The organism is Streptomyces sp. NPDC040610 (genome assembly GCF_055594065.1).
In genome coordinates this window covers 353,950-378,302 of the sequence record NZ_JBVIXA010000002.1, presented here as the reverse complement: position 1 = coordinate 378,302, position 24,353 = coordinate 353,950, and the positions used below count along the sequence as shown (strand labels likewise).

General features: G+C 73.5%; 1 protein-coding gene and 6 pseudogenes. All 7 read left to right on the top strand.

Going from position 1 to position 24,353, the window contains the following annotated elements; genetic code table 11:
- The first annotated feature begins 2 nt into the window (after positions 1-2).
- Positions 3-20,705 carry an SDR family NAD(P)-dependent oxidoreductase gene (locus tag ACZ6AA_RS08410; protein WP_471456948.1) on the top strand — a complete coding sequence of 6,901 codons (20,703 nt, stop codon included), beginning with the start codon at positions 3-5 and terminating at the stop codon, positions 20,703-20,705.
- Between the two features lie 169 nt (positions 20,706-20,874).
- Positions 20,875-21,540 (top strand): annotated as a pseudogene (locus ACZ6AA_RS08405) (beta-ketoacyl synthase N-terminal-like domain-containing protein); the annotation flags it as partial.
- Between the two features lie 30 nt (positions 21,541-21,570).
- Positions 21,571-21,912 (top strand): annotated as a pseudogene (locus ACZ6AA_RS08400) (hypothetical protein); the annotation flags it as partial.
- Positions 21,913-21,930: 18 nt separating this feature from the next.
- Positions 21,931-22,332 (top strand): annotated as a pseudogene (locus ACZ6AA_RS08395) (ketoacyl-synthetase C-terminal extension domain-containing protein); the annotation flags it as partial.
- Positions 22,333-22,485: 153 nt separating this feature from the next.
- A pseudogene (locus tag ACZ6AA_RS08390) lies at positions 22,486-23,349 on the top strand (acyltransferase domain-containing protein); the annotation flags it as partial.
- Positions 23,335-23,799: pseudogene (locus ACZ6AA_RS08385) on the top strand (polyketide synthase dehydratase domain-containing protein); the annotation flags it as partial. The pseudogenes ACZ6AA_RS08390 and ACZ6AA_RS08385, both read left to right, overlap by 15 nt.
- A pseudogene (locus tag ACZ6AA_RS08380) lies at positions 23,791-24,339 on the top strand (polyketide synthase dehydratase domain-containing protein); the annotation flags it as partial. The pseudogenes ACZ6AA_RS08385 and ACZ6AA_RS08380, both read left to right, overlap by 9 nt.
- Positions 24,340-24,353 lie beyond the last annotated feature (14 nt).

Genomic DNA, 24,353 nt, shown 5'->3' with positions numbered 1-24,353 from the left:
CGATGAACTCGCTTGAAAGGTCGCAACACATGTCGAACGAGGAGAAGTACCTCGACTACCTCCGGCGAGCCACGGTGGACCTCCAAGAGGCGCGTGGCAAGCTCCGCGAGGCCGAGGAGCGCGAGGTCGAGCCGATCGCGATAGTCGGCATGAGCTGCCGGTTCCCGGGCGGAGTGAACTCGCCCGAGGACCTGTGGCAGCTCCTGGCGGACGGCAGGGACGCCGTCTCCGGATTCCCCACCAACCGCGGCTGGGACCTGGAAGCGCTCTACGACCAGGACCCCGAGAAGCACGGGACCAGCTACACCCGCGAGGGCGGCTTCCTCTACGACGCCGACCAGTTCGACCCGGCGTTCTTCGGGATCTCGCCGCGCGAGGCCGCGGCGATGGACCCGCAGCAGCGCCTCCTCCTGGAGACGTCGTGGGAGGCGTTCGAGCGCGCGGGCATCGACCCGCACGCGGCGCACGGCACCAGGACCGGTGTCTTCATCGGCACCAACGGTCAGGGCTACCTGGCGCGCCTGGCCAAGGGCGGTGTGCCCGACGGCTATGAGGGCTACTTCCTCACCGGCAACGCGGCCAGCGTCGTCTCCGGCCGCATCTCCTACGTCCTGGGCTTAGAGGGCCCCGCCCTGACCATCGACACCGCCTGCTCGTCCTCCCTGGTCGCCCTGCACCTCGCCGTGCACGCGCTGCGGCACAGCGAGTGCGGACTCGCCCTCGCGGGCGGCGTCACCCTCATGTCGACGCCGGACACCTTCATCGAGTTCAGCCGCCAGCGCGGCCTCGCCCAGGACGGCCGCTGCAAGCCCTTCGCCGACGCCGCGGACGGCACCGGCTGGGGCGAGGGCGCTGGCCTGCTCCTCCTGGAGCGCCTCTCCGACGCCCAGCGCAACGGCCACAAGGTCCTCGCGGTCATACGGGGTTCGGCGGTCAACCAGGACGGCGCCTCCAATGGCCTCACCGCCCCGAACGGCCCCTCGCAGCAGCGCGTCATCCGCCAGGCCCTGGCCCACTCGGGCCTCGTGCCCTCCGACGTGGACGCCGTCGAGGCGCACGGCACCGGCACGACGCTGGGCGACCCGATCGAGGCCCAGGCCCTGCTCGCCACCTACGGCCAGAACAGGGCCGCCGACCGGCCGCTGTGGCTGGGCGCCCTGAAGTCGAACATCGGCCACACCCAGGCGGTCTCCGGTGTCGCCGGCATCATGAAGATGGTCCTGGCGATGCGGCACGGCACCCTGCCGAAGACGCTGCACGTCGACAAGCCGTCCTCGCACGTCGACTGGTCGGCGGGCGCGGTCGAGCTGCTGACCGAGGCCCGGTCGTGGCCGGAGACCGGCAGGCCCTGGCGCGCCGGCGTGTCCTCGTTCGGCGTCAGCGGTACGAACGCGCACGTCATCGTCGAGCAGGCCCCCGTGGCCGAGCCGGAGGAAGCACCGCAGGACGCACCGGAGCCGGTACGCGACGGCCTCGTGCCGTGGGTGATCTCGGCACGCGACGCGGACGCCCTGCGGGAACAGGCCGAGCGCCTCCTCGCCGCCGTCGCCGAACAGCCGATCGCCGACGTCGGCTACTCGCTCGCCACGACGCGCGCGATGCTGGAGCACCGTGCGGTGATCGTGGCCGCCGAGCGGACGGAGCTCCTGGACGCCCTGGCGGCGGTGGCCGCCGGTCAGGTGACCGGTGCGGCGGTCACGGGGGTCGTCGGCGAACCCGGGCAGGTGGGTTTCCTGTTCTCGGGTCAGGGGTCGCAGCGGTTGGGGATGGGGCGTGAACTGGCGGCCCGTTTCCCGGTGTTCGCGGAGGCCTTGGACGAGGTTCTGGCGGCGTTTGGCCCGTCTGTGCGGGAGGTGCTGTTCGGTGAGGATGCCGAGGCGCTGAATGAGACCGGCGTGACGCAGCCTGTGCTGTTCGCGGTCGAGGTCGCGCTGTTCCGGCTGTTGGAGTCGTGGGGTGTGCGGCCCGACGTTCTGGCGGGGCACTCGATCGGTGAGCTTGCTGCTGCGCACGTCTCGGGTGTGTGGTCGCTGGCTGATGCCGTCAAGGTGGTGTCCGCGCGGGGTGCGCTCATGCAGGCGCTGCCTGAGGGTGGGGCCATGGTCGCGATCCAGGCGTCGGAGGCCGAGGTCTCCTCCGAGGGCTTGCCGGAGACGGTGGGTATAGCGGCGGTTAATGGTCCTAACTCGGTCGTCATCTCCGGTGTGGCTGCTGATGTCGAGGCGGTCGCTGACCGTTGGCGTGAGGCGGGCCGCAAGGCGACCCGGTTGAAGGTCAGTCACGCGTTCCACTCGCCGTTGATGGACCCGATGTTGGACGAGTTCCGCACGGTCCTGGAAGGTGTCTCGTACGGGGAGCCGTCGCTTCCGATCGTGTCGACGCTGACCGGCACCCGGGCGACCGCCGAGGAGTTGGCCTCGCCCGAGTACTGGGTGCGGCACGTCCGCGAGGCCGTGCGCTTCGCCGATGCCGTGAGCACGCTCGTGGATGGGGGCGTGGGAACGTTCGTCGAGGTCGGCCCCGGCGGGGCGCTGTCGGCGCTGGGCCAGGAGTCCGCGCCGGACGCGGCCTTCGTACCGATGCTGCGTACGGATCGGCCCGAGGACGCTGCGGCCACGACGGCCGCGGGACAACTGCACGTGCGTGGCGTCCAGGTCGCGTGGGAGGCGTTCTTCGCCGGTCGTGGCGCACGGCGCGTGGACCTGCCGACGTACGCCTTCCAGCACCAGCGCCACTGGCTCGACGCACTGCCCGCTGTCGGTGACGTGACGGCGGCCGGGCTCGGCGCCGCCGACCACCCGCTGCTCGGCGCCGCGGTCACCGTGGGCGGCACGGACGGCGTGCTGCTCACCGGCCGCCTGTCGGTCCAGACCCACCCGTGGCTGGCCGACTACGTGGTCCACAGCTCGGTGCTGCTGCCCGGCACGGCGCTCCTGGAGCTGGCGATCCGCGCGGGCGACCAGGTCGGCTGCGACCTCGTCGACGAGTTGACGCTGGAGGCGCCGCTGGTGGTGCCCGAGCACGGCGCTGTCCGCGTACAGGTGTGGGTCGGAGCCGAGGACGAGTCGGGCAGCCGTGAGCTGACCCTGTACTCCAGCACGGGCGACACCGACGACGACCGGCCGTGGACGCGGCACGCCACCGGTGTGCTGCGCGCGGCCGGACGTACCGGCGGCACCTCCCTGGCGGAGTGGCCGCCCGCGAACGCCAAGGTCGTCGACCTGGAGGGGCTCTACGACCGGGCGGCCGACGCCGGTCTCGGCTACGGGCCGGTCTTCCAGGGCCTGCGGGCCGTGTGGCGGCGCGGCGACGAGGTGTTCGCCGAGGTCGTCCTGCCGGAGGAGGCGGGCGCGGACGGCTTCGGCCTGCACCCCGCGCTCCTTGACGCGGCGCTGCACGCCACCGGTCTGTCCGGCGGCGCCGACGAGGCCGGCCGGGTGCCGTTCGCGTGGTCGGGCGTGCGGCTGCACGCCTCGGGCGCCACGGTGCTGCGGGCACGCCTCGCGCCCACGGGCCCGGACCGATTCTCGCTGGCGATCGCGGACGGGGCGGGCTCGCCGGTCGCGACCGTGGACTCCCTCGAACTGCGCCCGATCACACCGGACCAGATCGCCGGAGAAGACCGCGACGACGCGCTGTTCGGCGTCGACTGGGTGACGGTGGCGCCGTCCGACGGCGCCGCACCGACCACCGAGTGGACCGACCTGGCGGACCTGGCCGAGCCGCGGTCGGACTGGGTGGTCGTCTCGTGCCCCGGCACGTCCGCGTCCGACCCGGCGGCCTCGGCGCACGAGGCGGCGCACTGGGCGCTGGACGTGGTCCAGACGTGGCTCGCGGACGAGCGCTTCGACGCGGCCCGCCTGGCCGTCGTGACCAGGGGCGCGGTCGCCGCCTCGGACGACGAGCAGGTGCGGGACATCGCACAGGCCGCCGTGTGGGGCATGGTGCGGTCCGCCCAACTGGAGAACCCGGACCGGTTCGTACTGGTCGACCTCGACGACGACGCGGCCTCGCTGGACGCGCTGCCGTCCGGACTCGCCGTCGGCGAGACGCAGTTGGCGGTCCGCTCCGGCGACCTCCGCGTACCGCGCCTCGCCAGGGTGCGGCGGTCCGTCGTCGACGACCCCGGCTTCGGTACGGGCGCGGTGCTGGTCACCGGCGCGACGGGCACACTGGGCGCCCAGGTCGCGCGCCACCTGGCCGCGGAGCGCGGCGTACGGAACCTGCTCCTGGTCAGCAGGCGCGGCGCCGCGGCCGAAGGCGCCGAGGAACTGCGTGCCGAACTGGCCGCTCTCGGGGCCGAAGTCGCCCTGGTGGCCTGCGACGTGGCCGATCGCGACGCCGTGGCCGCGCTGCTGTCCGCGCACGAGATCTCCGCCGTCGTACACACCGCAGGTGTCCTCGACGACGGCGTGATCGGCTCGTTGACCCCGGAGCGCGTCGACACGGTGTTCCGGCCGAAGGTCGACGCCGCGTGGAACCTGCACGAGCTGACCCGCGACCTCGACCTGTCCGCGTTCGTCCTGTTCTCCTCGGTGGCGGGCATCCTCGGCGCCCCCGGACAGGGCAACTACGCGGCCGCGAACACGTTCCTGGACGCCCTCGCACAGCACCGCCGCGACGCCGGACTGCCCGCCACCTCCCTGGCGTGGGGCCTGTGGGCCGAGGCCAGCGGCATGACCGGCGCGCTCGACGACGCCGACGTGAAGCGGATGGGCCGCGGCGGACTGCTCCCGCTGCGCACGGCCGACGGGCTCGCGCTGTTCGACGCGGCGGCCTCGACCGGCCGCGCCCTGCTCGCGCCCGTCCCGCTCGACCTGCCCGCGCTGAACCGGCAGGCGCGCTCCCACCCCGTGGCGCCCGTCCTGCGCGGCCTGGTGCGCACCACCGCGCGCAGGACCGCCGAAGCCGGAGCCACGGCCCGGTCCACCTGGGCCCAGTCCCTTGCGGGCATGACCGCCGCGGACCGCGAGAAGGCACTCGTCGAACTGGTGCAGAGCCACGTCGCCGTGGTCCTCGGCCACGGCTCGGCGCAGGCCGTCGCACCCGACCGCGCGTTCAAGGAACTCGGCTTCGACTCGCTCAGCGCGGTCGAACTGCGCAACAACCTCAACGCGGTCACCGAACTGCGCCTGCCCGCGACGCTGATCTACGACTACCCGACGCCCGCCGCGCTGGCCGCGTTCCTCGACACCGAACTCGTGGGCGCACCCGTCGTGACGGCGACCACGCACACCACCGTCGCCGTCGACGAGCCGATCGCGATCGTCGGCATGAGCTGCCGCTTCCCCGGCGGCGTGAACTCGCCGGAGGACCTGTGGCGCCTCCTGGTCGGCGGCACCGACGCCGTGGTGGAGTTCCCGACCGACCGCGGCTGGGACGTCGACGCGCTCTACGACCCGGAGCTGGGGAGCCCCGGCACGTCGTACACCAACAAGGGTGCCTTCCTCGACCGCGCCGCGGAGTTCGACCCGGCGTTCTTCGGGATCTCGCCGCGCGAGGCCCTCGCCATGGACCCGCAGCAGCGCCTCCTCCTCGAAGCCACCTGGGAGCTGTACGAGCGGGCGGGCATCGACCCGCACTCGGTACGCGGCAGCCGGTCCGGCGTGTTCATCGGCACCAACGGCCAGGACTACCCGACGCTCCTCATGGCCGCGCCCGACAACATGCGAGAGGTCGAGGGATACATCGGCACGGGCAGCGCCGCGAGCGTCATCTCCGGCCGCCTCTCCTACACGTTCGGCCTTGAGGGCCCCGCCGTCACGGTCGACACGGCCTGCTCGTCGTCGCTGGTCGCCCTGCACATGGCCGTGCAGGCACTGCGCTCCGGGGAGTGCTCGACGGCCCTGGTCGGCGGTGTCACCGTGATGACCACACCCGGCGTGTTCATCGACTTCAGCCGCCAGCGCGGCCTCGCGGACGACGGCCGCTGCAAGGCCTTCTCCGACAGCGCCGACGGCACCGGCTGGGGCGAGGGCGTCGGCATGCTGCTCGTCGAGCGCCTCTCCGACGCCCAGCGCAACGGACGCGACATCCTGGCGGTCGTACGGGGCTCCGCGATCAACCAGGACGGCGCCTCGAACGGCCTCACCGCCCCGAACGGCCCCTCCCAGCAGCGCGTCATCCGCCAGGCGCTCGCGAGCGCCGGACTCGCGCCGTCCGACGTGGACGCCGTCGAGGCACACGGCACCGGCACGACGCTGGGCGACCCGATCGAGGCCCAGGCCCTCCTCGCCACCTACGGGCGCGACCGCACCGGCGACCCGCTGTGGCTCGGCTCGGTGAAGTCCCACATCGGGCACACCCAGGCCGCCGCAGGTGTGGCGGGTGTGATCAAGATGGTGATGGCCCTCCGGCAGGGTGTCCTGCCGCAGACCCTGCACGTCACCGAACCCTCGTCGCACGTCGACTGGTCGGCGGGGGCGGTGGAACTCCTCACCGAGTCACGGCCGTGGCCGCAGACCGGCAGGCCGTGGCGGGCAGGTGTGTCCTCGTTCGGCGTCAGCGGCACCAACGCCCACACCATCATCGAGCAGGCCCCGGCGATCGAGCCGGAGGAAGCAGCGGAGCACACGCCGGAACCGGCGCGCGACGGCCTGGTGCCCTGGACGCTGTCGGCCCAGAGCCCGGAGGCGCTCCGCGAACAGGCCGCCCGCCTCAGGTCCTTCATGGCGGACGACTCCGAGTCGACCCTCGCGGACGTGGGTCGTGCGCTGGTGTCGACGCGGGCGGTGCTGGAGCACCGTGCGGTGGTCGTGGCCGGTGAGCGGGACGAGTTCCTGGCCGCTCTGGCGGCGGTGGCCGCCGGTCAGGTGACCGGTGCGGTGGTCACTGGGGTCGCTGGTGAACCTGGGCAGGTGGGTTTCCTGTTCTCGGGTCAGGGGTCGCAGCGGTTGGGGATGGGGCGTGAACTGGCGGCCCGTTTCCCGGTGTTCGCGGAAGCCCTGGACGAGGTGTTGGCGGCGTTTGACCCGTCGGTACGTGGCGTTCTGTTCGGTGAGGATGCCGAGGCGCTGAATGAGACGGGGGTGACGCAGCCTGCGCTGTTCGCGGTCGAGGTCGCGCTGTTCCGGCTGCTTGAGTCGTGGGGTGTGCGGCCCGACATTCTTGCGGGGCACTCCATCGGTGAGCTGGCTGCCGCGCACGTGGCCGGGGTGTGGTCGCTCGCTGACGCAGTCAAGGTCGTGTCGGCGCGCGGCGCGCTCATGCAGGCGCTGCCGTCCGGTGGCGCGATGGTCGCGATTCAGGCGTCGGAGGTTGAGGTCTCTTCCGAGGGCTTGCCGGAGACGGTGGGTATTGCGGCGGTTAATGGTCCTAACTCTGTCGTCATTTCCGGTGTGGCTGCTGATGTCGAGGCGGTCGCTGACCGTTGGCGTGAGGCGGGCCGCAAGGCGACCCGGCTCAAGGTGAGCCATGCGTTCCACTCGCCGTTGATGGACCCGATGTTGGACGAGTTCCGCACGGTCCTGGAAGGTGTCTCGTACGGGGAGCCGTCGCTTCCGATCGTGTCGACGCTGACCGGCACGAAGGCGTCGGCCGAGGAGTTGGCCTCCCCGGAGTACTGGGTGCGCCACGTCCGTGAGTCGGTGCGCTTCGCCGATGCCGTGAGCACGCTCGTGGATGAGGGCGTGGGAACGTTCGTCGAGGTCGGCCCCGGCGGGGCGCTGTCGGCGCTGGGCCAGGAGTCCGCCCCGGACGCGGCCTTCGTGCCGATGCTGCGCGGTGAGCGGCCGGAGGACGTGGCGGCCACGACGGCCGCCGGACAGCTGCATGTGCGCGGCGTCCAGGTGGACTGGCAGCCCTTCTTCGACGGCAGTGGTACGCGACGTGTCGACCTGCCGACGTACGCCTTCCAGCACCAGCGCTACTGGCCCCACGTCATGCCCGCGATGGGCGATGTGACGGCGGCCGGGCTCGGCGCGGCCGACCACCCGCTGCTGGGCGCGACGGTCGTCCTCGGCGGCACCGACGGCGTGCTGCTCACCGGCCGCCTGTCGGTGCGCACGCACCCGTGGCTGGCCGATCACGCCGTGCTCGGCTCGATCCTGCTGCCCGGTACGGCGTTCCTGGAGCTGGCGATCCGCGCCGGTGACCAGGTCGGCTGCGACGTGGTGGAGGAACTCACGCTGGAGGCGCCCCTGGTGGTGCCCGAGAACGGCACGGTGCGGGTCCAGGTATGGGTCGGCGCCGAGGACGAGTCCGGCAGGCGCGAGCTGACCCTCCACTCCAGTGCGGGCGACATCGACGACGGCCGGCCGTGGACCCGGCACGCCATCGGCGTGCTCCAGGCGGGCGGCAGGGCCCGCGGCGGCGCCTCGCTCACCGAGTGGCCGCCGACCGGGGCCGAGGCCGTCGACCTGGACGGCTTCTACGGCCACATGGTCGAAGGCGGCTTCGGCTACGGGCCGGTGTTCCAGGGCCTGCGGGCCGCCTGGCGCGACGGCAATGAGGTGTACGCCGAGGTCGCACTGCCCGAGGGGGCGAAGGCCGACGGGTTCGGGCTGCACCCCGCACTGCTTGACGCCGCCCTGCACGCCATCAGCCTGTCCGACGAGGCCGACGGGGTCGGCCGGTTGCCGTTCGCGTGGTCGGGCGTGCGGCTGCACGCCTCCGGCGCGGAGCTGCTGCGGGTGCGGCTGACCTCCTCAGGACCGGACCGGGTGGCGCTGGCGATCGCGGACGGGGCGGGCGCCCCGGTGGCCACGATCGACTCGCTGGTGATCCGGCCCGTCTCGCAGGAACAGCTCGCCGGTGACGACCTCAGTGAGGCACTGTTCGGCCTGGACTGGGCCCCCGTACCGCTCACTGAAGGCGATCTCCCGACGACCGAGTGGACCGACTCGCTCACGCCGTCGGCGGAACTGCCCGACTACGTGATCGTGTCGTGCCCCGACACGTCCGCGTCCGACCCGGTGGCCTCGGCCCACGAGGCCGCGCACTGGGCGCTTGACGTGGTCCAGACGTGGCTGACGGACGAGAGCTTCGACGCGGCGCGCCTGGTCGTCGTGACCAGGGGCGCGCTCGCCACCACGGATGATGAGGACGTACGAAACCTCGCGCACGCCGCCGTGTGGGGCCTGGTGCGCACGGCCCAGTCGGAGAACCCCGACCGGATCGTGCTCGTGGACCTCGACGACGAGGCGGCCTCGCTCGACGCGCTGCCCGCCGCGCTCGCCACCGGCGAACCCCAACTCGCCCTGCGCGCCGGACGTACCAGCGTGCCGCGCCTGGCCAGGGCCGAGCGGTCCGTCGTGGACGACCCCGGCTTCGGCTCCGGTGCGGTGCTGGTCACCGGCGCCACCGGCACGCTGGGCGGTCTGCTCGCCCGGCACCTGGTCGCGGAGCGAGGCGTACGCAACCTGCTCCTGGTCAGCAGGCGTGGCATCGCGGCCGAGGGCGCCGAGGAACTGCGTGCCGAACTCGCCGCGCAGGGCGCCGAAGTGACGTACGCGGCCTGTGACGTCGCCGACCGCGACGCCGTCGCCGACCTGCTCGCCGAGCACGAGATCTCCGCCGTCGTACACACCGCAGGTGTCCTCGACGACGCCACGATCGGCTCGCTCACCGCGGACCGGATCGACACCGTGTTCCGGCCCAAGGCCGACGCGGCCTGGCACCTGCACGAGCTGACCCGCGACCTGGACCTGTCGGCGTTCGTCCTGTTCTCTTCCGCCTCCGGTGTGTTCGGCGGTCCGGGCCAGGGCAACTACGCGGCGGCGAACACCTTCCTGGACGCGCTCGCCCAGCACCGCCGTGCCGCCGGGCTGCCCGCGACCTCGCTGGCGTGGGGCCTGTGGGCCGAGGCCAGCGGCATGAGCGGCCAGCTCGACGAGGCCGACGTGAAGCGGATGAGCAGGGGCGGCCTGATTCCCCTGCGTACGGCCCAGGGCCTGGCGCTGTTCGACGCGGCGGCCTCGACCGGCCGCGCCGTCCTCGCCCCGGTCCCGCTCGACCTGCCCGGGCTGCACCGGCAGGCGCGCTCCCACCCCGTGGCGGTCGTCCTGCGCGGCCTGGTGCGCACCGCCGTGCGCAGGACCGTCGAGCGTGCCGCCGTCGCCGGTTCGGCGCTCGCCGAGTCGCTGGCCGGCCTGACCGACGCGGAGCGGGAGAAGAGGCTCCTGAACCTCGTCCTCGAACACGTGGCCATGGTCCTCGGCCACAGCTCCGCGCACGCCGTCGCACCCGACCGCGCCTTCCGGGAAGTGGGCTTCGACTCGCTCAGCGCGGTCGAACTGCGCAACAACCTCAACGCGGTCACCGAACTGCGGCTGCCCGCGACGCTGGTCTTCGACCACCCGACCCCCGCGGCGGTCGCCGCCTTCCTCGGCTCCGAACTCGCGGGCTCCCCGGTCGTCGCGGCGACCACCCGCACGGTGGCCGCCGTCACCGACGAGCCGATCGCGATCGTCGGCATGAGCTGCCGCTACCCCGGCGGCGTGAACTCGCCCGAGGACCTGTGGAAGCTCGTCCTCGACGGCGTCGACGCCATCGGCGACTTCCCCGACAACCGCGGCTGGGACCTGGCGAGGCTGTACCACCCCGACCCGGACCACACCGGCACCTCGTACGCGCGTGAAGGCGGCTTCCTCTACGACGCCGACCGGTTCGACCCGGGCTTCTTCGGCATCTCGCCGCGCGAGGCCCTCGCCATGGACCCGCAGCAGCGCCTCCTCCTCGAAGCCTCCTGGGAGGCCTTCGAACGAGCCGGGATCGCCCCCGAGACGGTGCGGGGCAGCGCCACCGGCGTGTACGCGGGCCTGATGTACCACGACTACGCGGCGCGGCTGCGCTCCGTGCCGGAGGACGTGGAGGGCTACCTGGGCACCGGTGCGTCCGGAAGTGTCGCCTCCGGCCGCGTCGCCTACATGATGGGCCTTGAAGGCCCCGCGGTGACGGTGGACACGGCGTGCTCGTCTTCGCTCGTCGCGCTGCACATGGCGGTGCAGGCGCTGCGTTCGGGGGAGTGCGAGCTCGCGCTCGCGGGCGGTGTCGCCGTGATGGCCACCGCGGGCACGTTCGTGGACTTCAGCCGTCAACGCGGCCTCGCCGCCGACGGCCGCTGCAAGTCGTTCTCCGACAGCGCCGACGGCACCGGCTGGGGCGAGGGCGTCGGCATGCTGCTCGTGGAGCGCCTGTCGGACGCGCGCCGCAACGGCCACCAGGTGCTCGCGGTCGTACGGGGTTCGGCGGTCAACCAGGACGGCGCGTCCAACGGCCTCACCGCGCCCAACGGTCCCTCCCAGCAGCGCGTGATCCGGCAGTCGCTGGCGAGCGCGGGCCTGTCCACGTCCGATGTGGACGCGGTCGAGGCGCACGGCACGGGCACGACGCTCGGCGACCCGATCGAGGCCCAGGCCCTCCTCGCCACGTACGGCCAGGACCGTGCCGGTGAGCCGCTGTGGCTCGGCTCGATCAAGTCGAACATCGGGCACACCCAGGCCGCCGCCGGTGTGGGCGGCATCATCAAGATGGTCATGGCGATGCGGCACGGCGTGCTGCCGCCGACCCTCCACGTCGGTGAGCCCACCTCGCAGGTGGACTGGTCCGCCGGTGACGTCGAACTGCTCACGCGGGCCCGTTCGTGGCCGGAGACCGGCCGTCCGCGCCGCGCGGGTGTCTCGTCGTTCGGCGTGAGCGGCACGAACGCGCACACCATCATCGAGCAGGTGCCGAGCGACGACCACGTGCCGGCACCGGCCGACGGCGTCGTGCCGTGGCTCCTGTCGGCCAGGAACACGGAGGCACTGCGGGAGCAGGCACGGCGACTGCGGGACCACATCGCGGGCGAGCCCGGGACCGGCGTCCTCGACGTCGCCTACTCGCTGGCCGTGACCCGGTCCGCCTTCGACCACCGGGCCACCGTCGTGGCGGACGACCGCGCGGCCCTCCTCGACGGGCTCACGGCACTGGCCGAGGAGCGCCCGTTCCCCGGCCTGCACACGGGGTCCGTCGCCGTGGGCGGCGTTGGCTTCCTGTTCTCGGGTCAGGGGTCGCAGCGGCTGGGGATGGGGCGTGAACTCTCGGCCCGCTTCCCGGTGTTCGCGGAAGCGCTGGACGAGGTCCTGGCGGTGTTCGACCCGTCGGTGCGTGAGGTGCTGTTCGGTGAGGATGCCGAGGCGCTGAGCGAGACGGGGGTGACGCAGCCCGCGCTTTTCGCTGTCGAGGTGGCGTTGTTCCGGCTTCTTGAGTCGTGGGGTGTGCGGCCCGACGTTCTTGCGGGGCACTCGATCGGTGAGCTGGCAGCGGCGCATGTGGCCGGTGTCTGGTCGCTGGCTGACGCCGTCAAGGTGGTGTCCGCGCGTGGTGCGCTGATGCAGGCGCTGCCCGAGGGCGGAGCCATGGTCGCGATTCAGGCGTCGGAGGCCGAGGTCACGTCGGACGTCTTGCCGGAGACGGTGGGTATAGCGGCGGTTAATGGCCCTAACTCAGTCGTCGTTTCTGGTGTGGCCGCCGACGTCGAGGCGGTCACGGAGCGCTGGCGCGGGGCGGGGCGGAAGGTGTCCCGCCTGAAGGTGAGCCACGCGTTCCACTCCCCGCTGATGGAGCCGATGCTCGACGAGTTCCGCGCGGTGCTCGAAGGCGTGTCGTACGAGGCGCCCGCGATCCCGATCGTCTCCACCCTCACCGGCAAGGCGGCCACCAAGGCGGAGCTGGCCTCGCCCGAGTACTGGGTGCGGCACGTGCGGGAGTCCGTGCGCTTCGCCGACGCCGTCGAGACGCTCGTGGCCCAGGGCATGGTCACGTTCGTCGAGGTCGGCCCCGGTGGGGTCCTCGCGGCCCTGGGGCAGGAGTGCGCGCCGGACGCGGCCTTCGTCGCCGCGTTGCGGGGCGACGGCCCGGAGGAGACCGCGCTGACCACCGCGGTGGCCCAACTGTCCACGCACGGTGTACGGGTGGACTGGGAGGCGTTCTTCGCCGGTCGCGGCGCGCGCCGCGTCGACCTGCCGACGTACGCGTTCCAGCGGAAGCGCTACTGGCTCGACGCCGGAGTCTCCGCGGGCGACCTCGACGCGGCGGGGCTCGGCGCGGCCGATCACCCGCTGCTCAGCGCGATCGTCGACACGGCCGACTCGGACGGGCAGTTCTTCACGGGCCGCCTGTCGGTGGAGACCCACCCGTGGCTCGCCGATCACGCGATCCAGGGCTCGATTCTCCTGCCCGGTACGGCGTTCCTGGAGCTGGCGGTGCATGCCGGTGATCAGGTCGGGTGCGATGTGGTGGAGGAGTTGACGCTGGAGGCGCCGTTGGTGGTGCCGGAGCGTGGTGGCGTACGGGTGCAGGTGCGGGTCGGTGTGCCGGACGAGTCCGGTCGGCGCTCGGTGACGGTCCACGCCCGCGAGGACGACGGTGATGTGTGGGTCCGGCATGCGAGCGGCACGCTTCTGGCCGGTGCGGAGGTGCCGTCGGCGGATGCCGGTGTCTGGCCGCCCGCCGGTGCGGAGGCCGTGGACCTGGACGGGCTCTATGACCGTATGTCCGACGGTGGTTTCGGTTACGGGCCGGTGTTCCAGGGCCTGCGTTCTGCTTGGCGCAAGGGTGAGGAGGTCTTTGCCGAGGTCGCGCTGCCGGAAGGTGTCGAGGCGGGCGGCTTCGGTCTGCATCCGGCGCTTCTTGACGCGTCGTTGCACGCCATCGGTCTGATGGGTGCGGGGGACGGTCCTGGCAGGTTGCCGTTCTCGTGGTCGGGTGTGCGGCTGCACGCCTCGGGCGCGACGGCGCTGCGGGTGCGATTGGCACCCGTGGGGACCGACGGCGTGGCGCTGACCGTCGTCGACGGGGCCGGGGCTCCGGTGATCTCGATCGACTCGCTGGTGCTGCGCCCGGTCACGGCCGCGCTGTCCCGGCAGGGCTGGGAGTCCCTGTTCAGCCTGGACTGGGTGGCGGCCCCGACGTCCGCCGCGAGCGTCGGTTCGGTGGCGGAGTTCGCGGACTGGGCCGCCGTGCGGTCGGAGCTGGACGCGGGGGAGTCGCTGCCGGACGACGTCGTGGTGCGGTGCGCCGAGACCGGCGACGCGGACGCGGTACGCGGACAGGTCCTGGCCGCACTGGAGTTGGTGCGGAGCTGGCTCGCCGACGACCGGTGCGCCTCGTCGCGCCTCGTCCTCGTGACCCGTGGCGCCGTGGCCGTCGAATCCGGCCACGACGTGCCGGATCTCGCCGCGGCCGCCGTCTGGGGTCTGGTGCGTACGGCCCAGGCGGAGAACCCCGACCGGATTGTGCTCGTCGACCTCGACGACGCGGACACCGCGGACGACAGCGGCTGGGAGCCGGTGCTGGCCACCGGCGAGCCCCAGATCGCCGTGCGGGACGGACAGGCGTACGTGGCCCGCCTCGCGCGGGTGCGGCCGGAGCCCGGCACGGACCCGGCGTTCGGACCGGACAGCTCGGTCCTGGTGACCGGCGCCTCGGGCGCGCTGGGCGGCCTCGTCGCCCGGCACCTCGTCGAAAGCCACGGAGTCGGCCGACTGGTCCTCGCCAGCAGGCGCGGCATCGCCGCCGAGGGCGCCGAGGAACTGCGCGGCGAACTCGTCGCGCTGGGCGCCGAAGTGACGTACGCGGCCTGCGACGTCGCCGACCGGGACGCCCTGGCGGCGCTCCTGGCCGAGCACCCCGTGACCGCAGTCGTGCACACCGCCGGTGTCCTCGACGACGGCACCATCGGCTCGCTCACGCCCGAGCAGGTCGACACCGTGTTCCGGCCCAAGGTCGACGCGGCCCGGCACCTGCACGAGGTGACCCGCGACCTGGACCTGACGGCGTTCGTGCTGTTCTCGTCCGTGGCGGGCACGCTGGGCGGGCCCGGCCAGGGCAACTACTCGGCGGCCAACGCGTTCCTCGACGGCCTGGCCCGACGCAGGCGCGCCCAGGGCCTGCCCGCGACCTCACTCGCGTGGGGCCTGTGGGCCGACGGCATGGGCGCCCGCGTGGCGCAGTCCGCCTCGACCGGCCTGTCCGCGACGGAGGGCGTCGAGCTGTTCGACGCCGCGGTCTCCGGGACCGAGCCCGTCGTCGTACCGATGCGGCTCGACCTGCGTGCCGTACGGGAACTCCCGCAGGTTCCGCCGGTGTTCAGCGGCCTGGTGCGGACGACGACCCGCAGGGCCGCGGGGAGCGGGGCCGATCCGGCCGCCGCGCTTCGCGACCGGCTCGCGCCGCTGGCCGACGACGAGCGCGACCGGGTGCTCCTGGACCTCGTCCGCACCCAGGCCGCCGTGGTGCTCGGCCACGCCGGACCGGAGGAGGTCGCACCCGGCCAGGCGTTCACGGAGCTCGGCTTCGACTCGCTGACCGCCGTCGACCTGCGCAACCGCCTCGGCACCGCCACGGGCCTGCGGCTGCCCGCCACGCTGATCTTCGACTACCCGACCCCCGCGGCGATCGCCGCGTTCGTCGGCGTCGAACTCGCGGGCGCGCCCGCCGCCGCACCGGCCACCGGCGCGGTCGCGGTCCCGGCCGTGACCGACGAGCCCATCGCGATCGTCGGCATGAGCTGCCGCTACCCCGGCGGGGTGACCACCCCGGAGGACCTGTGGCGCCTGCTCGTCGACGAGGCCGAGGGGATCACGCCGTTCCCGACCGGCCGCGGCTGGGACGTGGAGTCGCTGTACGACCCGGCGGGTGAGCGGGCCGGCAGCTCCTACACCCGCGAGGGCGGCTTCCTGCACGACGCCGACCGGTTCGACCCGGGCTTCTTCGGCATCTCGCCGCGCGAGGCCCTCGCCATGGACCCGCAGCAGCGACTCCTCCTGGAGACCTCCTGGGAGGCGTTCGAGCGGGCGGGCATCGACCCCAAGTCGGTGCGCGGCAGCGCGACCGGCGTGTTCGCGGGCGTGATGTACCACGACTACGCCTCCCAGCTGCACGGCGTGCCCGAGAGCGTCGAGAGCTTCCTCGGCACGGGCAACGCGGGCAGCGTCGCGTCCGGCCGCGTGTCCTACGTCTTCGGGATGGAAGGGCCCGCGATGACCGTGGACACGGCCTGCTCGTCGTCCCTGGTCGCCCTGCACCTGGCCGCTCAGGCACTGCGTTCCGGCGAGTGCGAGCTCGCGCTCGCGGGCGGAGTCACCGTGATGGCGACACCCTCCGCCTTCATCGACTTCAGCCGCCAGCAGGGGCTGTCGCCGGACGGCCGCTGCCGCTCGTTCTCCACGGACGCCAACGGCACCGGCTGGGGCGAGGGCGTCGGCATGCTCGTACTGGAACGCCTCTCGGACGCGCGCCGCAACGGCCACCAGGTGCTCGCGGTCGTCCGCGGCTCGGCCGTGAACCAGGACGGCGCGTCCAACGGCCTCACCGCGCCCAACGGTCCCTCGCAGCAGCGGGTGATCCGCCAGGCGCTGGCGAGCGCGGGCCTGACCGCGTCCGACGTCGACGCGGTCGAGGCACACGGCACGGGCACCACGCTCGGCGACCCCATCGAGGCGCAGGCCCTGCTCGCCACCTACGGCCGGGACCGTGCCGGGGACCCGCTGTGGCTGGGCTCCCTGAAGTCCAATATCGGCCACACCCAGGCCGCCGCCGGTGTGGGCGGCGTCATCAAGACGGTCATGGCGATGCGGCACGGCCTGCTGCCGAAGACCCTGCACGTCGGCGAGCCCTCGCCGCACATCGACTGGTCCGCGGGCGCCGTGGAACTCCTCACCGAGGCGCGGCCCTGGCCGCGGACGGACCGCCCCCGCCGGGCCGGTGTGTCGTCCTTCGGCTTCAGCGGCACCAACGCGCACGTCATCATCGAGTCCGCGCCGGACGCCGACGCGCCGCAGGCCGCCGACGCGACGCCGCTCGGCCCGTGGCTGGTCTCCGGCCGCACCGAGAGCGCGCTGCACGACCAGGCGGTACGGCTGCGCGACCACCTGACCGCGCGGCCCGACCTCGCCCCGGCGGACGTCGCCCGCACCCTCGCGACCTCGCGAGCCGGGTTCGAACACCGGCTCGCCGTCGTCGGCCGTGACTCGGCCGACCTCCTCGCCGGACTCGACGACGCCGTGGAGGGACGGCTGACGAGTGGAGTCGTACGCGGTGTCGCCTACGAACGCCGGGTCGGCTTCCTGTTCTCGGGGCAGGGGTCGCAGCGGCTGGGGATGGGGCGTGAACTTGCGGCCCGCTTCCCGGTGTTCGGGGAGGCGCTGGATGCCGTCCTCGCGGAGTTCGACCCGCGGGTACGTGAGGTGCTGTTCGGCGAGGACGCCGAGGCGCTGAACGAGACCGGGGTGACGCAGCCTGCGCTCTTCGCGGTCGAGGTGGCGTTGTTCCGGCTTCTTGAGTCGTGGGGTGTGCGGCCGGATGTGCTGGCTGGTCACTCGATCGGTGAGCTGGCCGCGGCGCATGTGGCCGGTGTGTGGTCGCTGGCTGACGCGGTGAAGGTGGTGTCGGCGCGGGGTGCGTTGATGCAGGCGCTGCCGACTGGCGGGGCGATGGTCGCGATCCAGGCGTCGGAGGCCGAGGTCACGTCGCACGACTTGCCGGAGACAGTGGGTATCGCGGCGGTTAATGGTCCTAACTCGGTGGTTGTCTCCGGTGTGGCCGCCGACGTCGAGGCGGTCGCCGAGAGCTGGCGTGAGGCGGGCCGCAAGGCGACCCGCCTCAAGGTCAGCCACGCGTTCCACTCACCCCTGATGGACCCGATGCTGGAGGACTTCCGCGCGGTCCTGGAAGGGGTGTCGTACGAGGCGCCCGCGATCCCGATCGTCTCCACGCTGACCGGCAAGCCGGTCTCCGGGGCGGAGTTGGGCTCGGCGGACTACTGGGTGCGGCACGTCCGCGAGTCGGTGCGCTTCGCCGACGCCGTGGTCGACATGGGCGCGGACGTCCTCGTCGAGATCGGCCCCGGCGGCGTCCTTTCGGCGCTGGGGCAGGAGTCCCTGCCGGAGGCGGCCTTCGTGCCGGTGCTGCGCGGCGACCGGCCGGAGGACGGCGCGGTCATGACCGCGCTCGCCGAGCTGGACGTACGCGGCGTGCGCGTCGACTGGAACGCCTACTACTCGGGCAGCGGCCACGCCGTCGACCTGCCGACGTACGCCTTCCAGTACCAGCGGTTCTGGCCCGACACCAGCCTGCGGCCCGCCACGGACGCCACCGGCCTCGGACTCGGCTCCGCCGACCACCCGCTGCTCGGCGCCGCGGTCGCGCTCGCGGACGAGGACACCGTCCTGTTCACGGGCCGCCTGTCGATGGGAACCCACCCGTGGCTCGCCGATCACGCGATCCAGGGCTCGATTCTCCTGCCCGGTACGGCGTTCCTGGAGCTGGCGGTGCGCGCCGGTGATCAGGTCGGGTGCGATGTGGTGGAGGAGTTGACGCTGGAGGCGCCGTTGGTGGTGCCGGAGCGTGGTGGCGTACGGGTGCAGGTGCGGGTCGGTGTGCCGGACGAGTCCGGTCGACGTCCCGTGACGGTCCACGCCCGTGAGGACGACAGTGATGTGTGGATCCGGCACGCGAGCGGCGCCCTCACGGGCGGCGCGGAGATGCCGCTGGTCGACGCCGGTGTCTGGCCCCCGGCCGGGGCGGAGGCCGTGGACCTCGATGGGCTCTATGACCGTATGTCCGACGGTGGTTTCGGTTACGGGCCGGTGTTCCAGGGCCTGCGTTCTGCTTGGCGCAAGGGTGAGGAGGTCTTCGCCGAGGTCGCGCTGCCGGAAGGTGTCGAGGCGGGCGGCTTCGGTCTGCATCCGGCGCTTCTTGACGCGTCGTTGCACGCCATCGGTCTGATGGGTGCGGGGGACGGTCCTGGCAGGTTGCCGTTCTCGTGGTCGGGTGTGCGGCTGCACGCCTCGGGCGCGACGGTGCTCCGGGTGCGACTGAAGCCCGCGGGGACCGACGGCGTGGCGCTGACCGTCGTCGACGGGGCCGGGGCTCCGGTGATCTCGATCGACTCGCTGGTGCTGCGGCCCGTCACGGCCGCGCTGTCCCGGCGGAGCTGGGAGTCGCTGTTCCGCCTCGACTGGACGCCTGCCGGGGCCTCGTCGGGCGGGAGCGTCGATTCGGTGGCGGAGTTCGCGGACTGGGCCGCCGTGCGGTCGGAGCTGGACGCGGGCGAACTGCTGCCGGACAACGTCGTGGTGCGGTGCGCCGAGTCCGAGGGCGCGGACGCGGTACGCCCCGGGGTCCTGGCCGTCCTGGAGTTGGTGCAGGGCTGGCTCGCCGACGACCGGTGCGAGACCTCGCGCCTGGTCCTCGTGACCAGGGGTGCCGTGGCCGTCGGATCCGGTGAGGACGTGCCGGATCTGGCCGCGGCCGCCGTCTGGGGTCTGGTGCGTACGGCGCAGTCGGAGAACCCCGACCGCATCGTGCTCGTCGACGTCGACGACGAGAACGGCTGGAAGCCCGCCCTCACCGGCTCGGAACCCGAACTGGCCGTGCGCGGCGGCGAGTCGTTCGCGCCGAGGCTCGCACGGGTCCGGCCCGCCGAGGCCGAGGAGGCGTCGGAGGCTCCGTCCTTCGGCGACGGCCCGGTGCTTGTGACCGGTGCGAGCGGCATGCTCGGCGGGCTGGTGGCGCGGCACTTGGTGCGGCGGCATGGCGTACGGCGACTGGTTCTCGCCAGCAGGCGTGGGCAAGTCGGTGAGCTGTACGACGAGTTGGTCGAGATGGGTGCCGAAGTCGCCGCCGTCGCATGCGATGTGGCGGACCGGGACGCGGTGAGCGCCCTGCTCTCCGAGCACCCCGTGACCGCCGTCGTGCACACCGCCGGTGTGCTGGCCGACAGCACGATCGGCTCGCTCACGCCCGAGCAGGTCGACACCGTGTTCCGGCCCAAGGTCGACGCGGCCTGGAACCTGCACGAACTGACCCGCGACCTGGACCTGACGGCGTTCGTGCTGTTCTCGTCCGCCGCGGGCACACTGGGCAACCCCGGCCAGGGCAACTACGCCGCAGCCAACGCGTTCCTGGACGCGCTCGCCCGGCACCGGCGCGCCCAGGGCCTGCCCGCGACGTCACTCGCGTGGGGCCTGTGGTCCGGCGGGGACGGCATGGGCGCCCGGATGGCCGATGCCGGGACCGCGGGCCTCGCCCCCGAGGAGGGCCTGGAGCTGTTCGACGCGGTGGCCCTCGGGGCGGACCCGGTCGTCGTACCGATGCGGCTCGACCTGCGCGCCGTACGGGAACTCCCGCAGATACCCCCGGTGTTCAGCGGCCTCGTACGGACGACGACCCGCAGGGCCGCGGAGACCGGGCTCGACCCGGCCGCCGCGCTCCGGGACCGGCTCGCGGCGCTGCCCGCGTCCGAGCGGCCGTCGGCGCTGGTGGACCTCGTGTGCGCCCACGTCGCCGCCGTGCTCGCGCTGGCCGGCGCGGAGGAAGTGGACGAACGGCGTGCGTTCACGGAGCTGGGCTTCGACTCGCTGACCGCGGTCGAGCTGCGCAACCGGCTCGGCGCGGCCACGGGCCTGCGGCTGCCCGCCACCCTCATCTTCGACTACCCGACCCCGCTCGACCTGGTCGGATACCTCGAAGAGGGGCTCGCCGTCGAGGAGCCCGGCGCGGTGGCGCCGTTGCTCGCCGAACTGAGCCGCATCGAGGCGAGCCTCGCCGCGGTCAAGCCCGGCGACGACGAGGACGACCAGGTCGGCGCCCGCCTCTCGGCGCTCCTCGCCGTGTGGCGCGAGAGCCGTGCCGACGACGCCGACGCGGCGTCCGACGACCTCGACGACGCGACGGACGACGAGGTCTTCGAACTGCTCGGCAAGGAGTTCGGCATCTCCTGACCCGCCCGGCCACCCCACTTGCTCGAACGTTTCCTGGAGTAGAGACCGCATGAACAACGAAGAGAAGCTCCGCCACTACCTGAAGCGGGTCACCGCCGACCTGCGCGAGACCAGTCGGCGGCTGCGCGAGGTCGAGGAGGGCGAGCAGGAGCCGATCGCGATCATCGGCATGAGCTGCCGCTACCCCGGCGGCGTGCGCTCGCCCGAGGACCTGTGGGAGCTGGTCGCGAACGGCCGCGACGGCGTGACGGCGTTCCCCGCCGACCGGGGCTGGGGCGAGGTCGCACTGACCGACCCCGAGGACCCCGGCCGGGAGTTCCGCAGGGAGGGCGGATTCCTGCACGACGCCGCCGAGTTCGACCCCGGCCTGTTCGGGATATCGCCGCGCGAGGCCCTCGCCATGGACCCGCAGCAGCGGCTGCTCCTGGAGACGTCGTGGGAGGCGTTCGAGCGCGCCGGGATCGACGCGGCGACGCTGCGCGGCAGCAGGACCGGCGTGTTCGCCGGAGTGATGTACCACGACTACGCGTCCCGGCTGCGGTCGGTGCCGGAGGAAGTGGCCGGATTCCTCGGCACCGGCAGCTTCGGCAGCGTCGCCTCCGGGCGCGTGTCGTACACGTTCGCGCTGGAGGGGCCCGCCGTCACGGTGGACACCGCCTGCTCGTCCTCCCTCGTCACCATGCACCTGGCGGCGCAGGCGCTGCGCTCCGGCGAGTGCGGGCTCGCCCTCGCGGGCGGTGTCACCGTGATGGCGACGCCGGACACCTTCATCGGCTTCAGCCAGCAGCGCGGCCTCGCCGCCGACGGCCGCTGCAAGTCGTTCTCCGAGAGCGCCGACGGCACCGGCTGGGGCGAGGGCGCCGGCATGCTGCTCCTGGAGCGGCTGTCCGACGCCCGCCGCAACGGCCACGCCGTCCTCGGTGTCGTCCGTGGTTCGGCGGTGAACCAGGACGGCGCGTCCAACGGCCTCACCGCGCCCAACGGCCCCTCCCAGCAGCGCGTGATCCGCCAGGCCCTCGACAGCGCGGGACTGACCGCCGCCCAGATCGACGCGGTCGAGGCACACGGCACCGGCACCACCCTCGGCGACCCGATCGAGGCGCAGGCCCTGCTCGCCACGTACGGCCAGGAGCGCAACGGCGAGCCGCTGTGGCTCGGCTCCGTGAAGTCCAACGTCGGCCACACCCAGGCCGCCGCCGGTGTCGCCGGAGTCATCAAGTCCGTGATGGCGATGCGGCACGGCGTGCTGCCGCCGACCCTGCACGTCGGCGAGCGCTCCCGGCACGTCGACTGGTCGGCGGGCGCCGTGGAACTCCTCACCGAGGCGCGGCCGTGGCCGCGGACGGGGCAGCCGCGCCGCACGGCGGTGTCGTCGTTCGGCATCAGCGGCACCAACGCCCACGTCGTCCTCGAACAGGCCCCGGCCCCCGACCCCGACGACGAGCCGGCCGAGGCACCCGTCGACCCGGTCCGCGCCGAGGCCCTGCCGTGGGTCCTCTCCGGCAACGACCCCGCCGCGCTGCGCGAGCGCGCCGCCGCCCTCCTGTCCCACCTGGACGGCACGGACGTACCGGCGGTGGACATCGGCTACTCCCTCGCCGTGACCAGGACCGCCCTCGAACACCGGGCCGCCGTCGTCGGCGCGGACCGCGCCGAACTGCTGCGCGGCCTCGCGGCCCTCGCCGCCGACGGCGACGCGCCCCACCTGACGCGCGGCACCGTCGGAACGCGCGGCAAGCTCGCGTTCCTGTTCAGCGGGCAGGGCAGCCAGCGCGTGGGCATGGGCCGTGAGCTGTACCGGGAGTTCCCCGTGTTCGCCCGGGCCCTCGACGAGGTCTGCGCCGGACTGGACCCGTACCTGGACCGGCCGCTGCGGGACGTGCTCTTCGCCGAGCCCGGACCCGAGGCCGACACGGCCGCCGACCTGCTCGACCTCACCACGTACACGCAGCCCGCGCTGTTCGCGATCGAGGTGGCGCTGTTCCGCCTCGTCACCCAGTGGGGCCTCGCCCCGCAGTTCCTCGCCGGGCACTCCATCGGGGAACTGGCGGCGGCCCACGTGGCGGGCGTGTTCTCCCTCGCCGACGCGTGCAAGCTGGTCGCCGCCCGCGGCAGGCTGATGGGCGCGCTGCCCGAGGGCGGTGCGATGCTGTCGCTGCGCGCCGACGAGGACACCGTCCGCGGCCTGGTCGCCGAGCACGGCGGCACGGTGGACATCGCCGCGGTCAACGGCCCCGAGTCCACGGTCGTCGCGGGCGACGCCGACGCGGTGGCCGCGATCGACGTCGTCTGGCGGGAGCGTGGCGGCAAGACCCGGTACCTGAAGGTCAGCCACGCGTTCCACTCCCCGCACGTGGACGCCGTCCTCGCGGACTTCCGCGCCGTCGCCCGCAGCGTCGACTACGGCACGCCGACCATCCCCGTCGTGTCCACCCGCACCGGCGCCGTGCTCACCCCCGAGCAGGCGCGCGACCCGGAGCACTGGGTGCGCCACGTCCGCGAGGCCGTGCGGTTCCTCGACGGCGTGCGGACCCTGACCGGGCACGGCGTCACGCACTTCCTGGAGCTCGGCCCCGACGCGGTCCTCACCGCCGCCGGGCGCGACTGCGCCGACGAGGGCGCGTTGCTCGTGGCCGCGTCGCGCGCGAACCGGCCCGAGGGCGCCACGCTCACCTCGGCGGTCGCCGCCCTGCACGTGCGGGGCGTCGCCGTCGACTGGCAGGCGGTGTTCGCGGGCCGCGGCGCCCGGCGGACCGAGCTGCCCACCTACCCCTTCCAGCGCGCCCGTTACTGGCTGGACGCGGGCGCGCCCACCGGGGACGTGGCCTCGGTGGGCCTGCGTCCCGCCGACCACCCGCTCCTCGGCGCCGCCGTCACCCTCGCCGACGAGGAGGGCGCCCTGCTCACCGGCAGGCTCTCCCTCGCCACCCACCCGTGGCTCGCCGACCACACCGTCGGCGGCGTCGTCCTCGTGCCCGGCGCCGCGTTCGTGGAACTGGCGATCAGGGCGGGCGACCAGGTCGGCCTCGACCACGTCGAGGAACTGACGCTGGCGGCGCCCCTGGTCCTGCCCGAGGACGGCGCCGTGCGGCTCCAGGTGGCCGTCGGAGCACCGGACGAGTCCGGGCGCCGCGCGGTGAGCGTCCACTCCCGGGCCGACGACGCACCCGACGACGAGCCGGACAGCGAGCCGTGGACACGGCACGCCTTCGGCACGCTCACGGCGGGCGGGGCCGTTCCGGCGACCGGCGGAGTGGCGGGGGCGGAGGCCTGGCCGCCCCCGGGGGCCGAACGCGTCGACCTCGAAGGCCGCTACGACGACCTCGCCGCGGCCGGGCTCGGCTACGGCCCCGCGTTCCGCGGCCTGCGCGCCGCGTGGCGCCGGGACGACGAGGTGTTCGTCGAGGTGGAACTGCCCGAGCAGGACGCCGCGGGCTCCTTCGGACTGCACCCCGCGCTCCTCGACTCCGCGCTGCACGCCATCGGGCTCGGCACCTTCGTCGCCGACACCGAGCGGCTGCACCTGCCGTACTCCTGGAGCGGCGTGCGGCTGCACAGCGGCGGCGCGACCGCCCTGCGCGGGCGGCTGTCCCCGGCGGGCACCGCGGGCGTCGCCCTCGACCTCACCGACGCCGCTGGCGCCCCCGT